The sequence below is a fragment of the Cryobacterium sp. 10I1 genome, from assembly GCF_035019805.1.
GTDB classification, from domain to species: Bacteria; Actinomycetota; Actinomycetes; order Actinomycetales; family Microbacteriaceae; genus Cryobacterium; species Cryobacterium glucosi.
The window spans coordinates 1-4,659 of sequence record NZ_JASJVF010000248.1; the positions used below are offsets into that span (position 1 = coordinate 1).

The window sequence follows — 4,659 nt, forward strand, 5'->3', positions numbered from 1 at the left end:
GATGACGCCGGTCGCCCGCTGCCTCGCGCTGTCGACGAGTGCCGTCACGCTCACGGCAGCGGGCACATCGAAGAAGGAGGGTGCGGCCGAGAAGTCGGGCTCCCCTGGCTCGTCGAGGTCGGCGTCATCGCATCCGTCACAGCGGCCCAGTCCCGGACACTCGCCGCCGCCGGATTCGGCCTCTTCGCCGGACGTGTCCCGCTCCGCGACCGGCCGACGGCGTACCTCTGCCGCGACTTCGTCTGCCGCGTGCCGGTGACCGACCCTGCGGAGCTAACGATCCGGGAGACATCCGGGGAGATCTCTCCCGACGGGCCCGCGTCGCCCTAACATCGAGGCATCCCCTCCGCCACCGGCGGAAGCAGCGAGAGGATCCCTCATGGTTCCCGAGATCAACATCTGGGCGGTACTGCTCGCCACCGCGTCGAGCATGGCCGTCGGGTCGGTCTGGTATTCGCGCCGGGTCTTCGGCGGGTACTGGATGCGTACGGTCGGCCATGACGAGGAGAGCATGCGCGGCAACGCGGTCGCTCCCATCGTGATCACCGTCCTCGTGAGCTTCGTCACCGCGTGGGTGCTCGCGGGCGCCGTCGCGATCACGCAGAACTTCTACGGCGGCAGCTTCCTCGCCAACGCGCTGCTGACCGCGCTGATCCTCTGGGCAGGCTTCACCGCCGCCCGGATGGTGACCCACGACGTCTTCGACCGGCGCCCCGCCGGGCTCACCGTGCTCAACCTCGCCCACGAGCTTGTCACCCTCGAGGTGATGGCCCTGATCATCGGCCTGATCGGCATCAACTCCCTCTGACCTACGCCGGAGGTCCCGGCGCCGTCATCGGGGCGGGTCGCCGGGCAACGTAGACTGGGAGGAACGCTACCGCTTGCTGTCGGCTGCCGGTTCCCGGCTCAGACCGGGTCGCGGCCGCCGGCACGTACCGGACGCACTCTCCCCGGCAACACACGGTTGCCCCGTTGATGAGTGTTCCCATTTCCCGAGGAGGACCATGGTTACCGTCGATCGTTCAGCCGCAGAGCCGTCGGTCGTCCCGGTGAGCCCGGCCGGCACCGGCAGCACCGCGGGCACCGCCAACTCCGCCGTCCCCGTGCTCTCACTGAGCACGGAACCCGAACTGGTGCTGCTCTCCCCGGACGCCCGCACCCGCCGCTTCGACCGCGACGACGTCGTCGTGCGCAAGGGCGAAATCGCCCTCATCAACGGCCACTTCACCCCGCACGAGTCCATGGTCAGGGACCTCCTCGCGATCGCCCACGCCCTCGACGCCGCCGGCATCGACTTCCTGCTCGTCCGCGGCGACCACGACCGCCCGGTCCTCGCCGTCGATCGCAAGCGCCGCAAGCACATCACCCGCGCGCTCGCCGAGGCGTTCTCCAACGACCCCTTCTACGCCAAGCCCCTCGACGGGCACCTCACCCAGCCCCTCCTGCTCGCCGACGGCGCCCTCACCACCCTGCGCAAGTCATCCGTGTTCCGGGTGTACCGCCCGCGCATCGAACCGATCGGCCGCCTCCGGTACGGCGCCGAGACCGCGTTCCAGTTCGAACTCTGGTTCTTCGGCGAAGACGAGATCGTCGCCCCGGTCGAGAACTCCCTGATGCGCAAGCGGATGCCGCGTGGCGAGGCCCGCGAGACCACCATCACCCTGTACGGGCGCACCTGGCGCACCCTGCAGCACATGTTCGACGATCTCGCGAGCGACGTGAGCTTCGACATCGACATGGTCTTCTCCTGGGTCGACGGCTCCTCGAGCGACTTCCAGCGCGAACGCGCCAAGCGGATGAAGGCATACGTCGTCGGCAGCGGCGACGAGTCCGACGCCCGCTTCCGGCAGATCGACGAGCTCAAGTACGCACTCCGCAGCGTCTACATGTTCGCGCCCTGGGTGCGCCGCATCTTCATCGCGACGGACTCGCCGGCGCCCGAGTGGCTCGCCGAGCACCCGCGCGTCACGATCATGAACAGCGAGGACTTCTTCCCCGACCCGAGCGTGCTGCCGACCCACAACTCGCACGCCGTGGAGAGCCAGCTGCACCACATCCCCGGGCTCGCCGAACACTTCCTGTATTCCAACGACGACATGTTCTTCGGCCGCCCGGTCGGACCGGAGTTGTTCTTCTCGCCGGGCGGCGTCACGAAGTTCATCGAGGCATCCACCCGGATCGGCCTCGGCGAGAACGACCCGAGCCGCAGCGGGTTCGAGAACGCCGCCCGGGTCAACCGGGCGCTGCTCCGCGAGCGCTTCGGCAAGGTCACGACCCGGCACCTCGAGCACACGGCGGTGCCGATGCGGAAGAGCGTCCTGTTGGAGCTCGAGGCGGAGTTCCCCGAGGACTTCGCCCGCACCGCGGCGAGCCAGTTCCGTTCGGCGACCGACATCTCCGTGACGAACTCGCTCTACCACTACTACGCGCTGACCACCGGGCGCGCGGTCGAGCAGACCCAGGCCAGGTCGTTCTACATCGAGACGACGCTCAAGCTCGCGCTGCGCCAGATGAACAAGCTCCGCAAGCGCCGCGACCAGGACATGTTCTGCCTCAACGACGGCAGCTTCCCCGAGATCTCGGACGAGGTGCGCCGCGCGGCCGTGACCGAGTTCCTCGAACAGTACTTCCCGATCGTCGCGCCGTGGGAGCGCGAGGCGCAGGCCACCGCGAGCGGCACGCCTGCCGCCGCGGACAGCGTCTCCCCGGGGGCCGAGTTCGCCCGGTTCGGCCGAGAGGGGCAGTCGCACCGGCGCATCTCGGCGGAATCCGGCGAACTCGCCGGCGCGGCGGTCGCGATCGCGCTCGGTCAGGCGCCGCGGCCCGCTTAGCTCAGAACCGGGATCGGCGTGGTCATCGGCGGCTCGCGGAGCGCCGGGAGAGTACCCGCGCCCATGATCGTGATGCCCGACGCGGCGAGGCGGCGGGCGCTCTCCTCCGGGTCGATGTAGTCGAGGGGGGCGTAACTGCCGAGCGGTACGACCGAGTGCAGCACGGTGTCCGGGTAGACGTGCACGAGGTTGAACGCGCGGGCGCCGTCGCGGCCGCGGGTGCCGCCGACGGGCACGTTGAGGTCCTGCGTGTAGCAGGTGGCCGAGGCCACCGACACCGGGATGCCGGCGAACATCGCGGTCGAGGAGTAGTGCAGGTGTCCGGCGATGATGCTGCGGACATCCGTGCCGCGGAGCACCTTGGCGAGGCGGGCCTGGCCGCGGAGCTCGACGGAGACGGCGAGGTCGAGCACGCTCGGAACGGGCGGGTGGTGCATTGCGAGAATGGTGCCGTCGGGAGCGGGAACGCGGAGTTCCTCGGTGAGCCAGGCGAGCTGGGCGTCGGTGACCGTGCCGAAGTGCTGGTGGGGCACCGAGGTGTCGAGCGTGATGATGCGGAGGCCGCCGATGTAGTCGACGCGGTCGATCGGTGCTGTCGACGAGGGCTGGCCGAGGAGTTCCGCGCGGAAGGCCGAGCGGTCGTCGTGGTTGCCCATCACCCAGATCACCCGGGCGCCGAGGCGGGCGGCGGCCGGCTCGACGATGCTGCGGACGAGGGCGTAGGCATCCGGTTCGCCCTTGTCGGCCAGGTCGCCGGTGATAATGATGGCGTCGGGACGGCCAGAGGATGCCTCGACCTCGGCGAAGAGTTCGGCGAGGTGCCGGGCGCTGTCGACCTGGTCGTAGAGCCTGCCGCCATCGGCCAGAACATGGGTATCGCTGAGGTGGAGCAGGAAATAGTCCGGCCTAGGGTATTCGGCCGTTCGCAGGTTCAAATGAACTTTCCATTCGTCGGGACTGTTTGCACTCATCGTTGAGTCGACTGACTCTACTCCGAATATTCGACCAGCCGACCTTGAACGGCCGGTGTATTCCAGACGAACATGCCGACGGGACCGGAGAAGAGCCGGCGGGGCCCGGCCGTTCGCGGGCAGCGGAAGCCCGGCCGCGAGCGCCGCCGCATCCGAGGGGTGCCGGGTCTTGCGCGCCCTGAATAGGCTGGGCGCATGGCTCGTTTCGTGCGTTTCTCCGAATTCGGCGGCCCGGAAGTCCTGCGGGTGATCACCGGCGATCCGCCTGCCCCCGGCCGCGGCCAGGTGCGGGTGCGGGTGCACGCCGCGGGGCTCAATCCCGTGGACTGGAAGATCCTCCGCGGCGGTCCGGCCGCCGGCGCGTACAGTGTCGTCCTGCCGAGCGGCAACGGGAATGATTTCTCCGGCGTCATCGACGAACTCGGTGCCGGCGTGACGAGCTGGGCCGTCGGCGACGCCGTGCTCGGCGGCTCGCGGATGTTCGCCCAGGCCGACTGGCTCGTCGTCGAAGCATCCGCCGTCATCCGTAAACCGGATGCGCTCGGTTTCGTCCCTGCCGGGGCCCTCGATATCGCGGGCCGCACCGCGACGGCGTCGGTGCGCTCGCTGGCGCTGACCCGAGACGACACGGTGCTCGTGAGTGCGGCCGCCGGGGGAGTCGGCGTCCTCGCCGCGCAGCTCGCCGTACGCACCGGCGCGACCGTTGTCGGAACCGCGAGCCCGGCCAACCACGATTTCCTCCGGAGTCTCGGCGTCATCCCCGTCGTATACGGCCCCGGTCTCGCCGACCGGGTGCGCGCGCTCGTGCCCCGGGTGACGGCTGCGCTCGACAACAGCGGTCCCGCCACGATCGACGC

4 protein-coding genes and 1 pseudogene are annotated in these 4,659 nt (G+C 69.6%); 4 read left to right on the forward strand and 1 reads right to left on the reverse strand.

The window, feature by feature from the left end; genetic code table 11:
* The 3 genes and pseudogenes from QN345_RS15740 to QN345_RS15750 form a co-directional block, all read left to right on the forward strand.
* A pseudogene (locus QN345_RS15740) lies at positions 1-330 on the forward strand (hypothetical protein); the annotation flags it as partial.
* Positions 331-379: 49 nt separating this feature from the next.
* A complete protein-coding gene (locus tag QN345_RS15745) occupies positions 380-808 on the forward strand; it encodes a DUF1761 domain-containing protein (protein ID WP_322135288.1) in 429 nt (142 codons plus the stop codon).
* A 196-nt stretch (positions 809-1,004) separates the two neighbouring features.
* Positions 1,005-2,831, forward strand: a complete 1,827-nt coding sequence (locus QN345_RS15750; RefSeq protein ID WP_323508846.1) for a stealth family protein — start codon at positions 1,005-1,007, stop codon at positions 2,829-2,831.
* Here the strand turns inward: QN345_RS15750 and QN345_RS15755 are convergent.
* On the reverse strand, positions 2,828-3,766 hold the full coding sequence (locus QN345_RS15755; RefSeq protein ID WP_322140938.1) for a phosphodiesterase: 939 nt from the start codon (positions 3,764-3,766) through the stop codon (positions 2,828-2,830). The genes QN345_RS15750 and QN345_RS15755 overlap by 4 nt on opposite strands.
* A 231-nt stretch (positions 3,767-3,997) precedes the next feature.
* Here QN345_RS15755 and QN345_RS15760 point away from each other — a divergent pair.
* The coding region (locus tag QN345_RS15760; protein ID WP_323508847.1) for an NADP-dependent oxidoreductase at positions 3,998-4,659 on the forward strand (662 nt) is incomplete at its 3' end.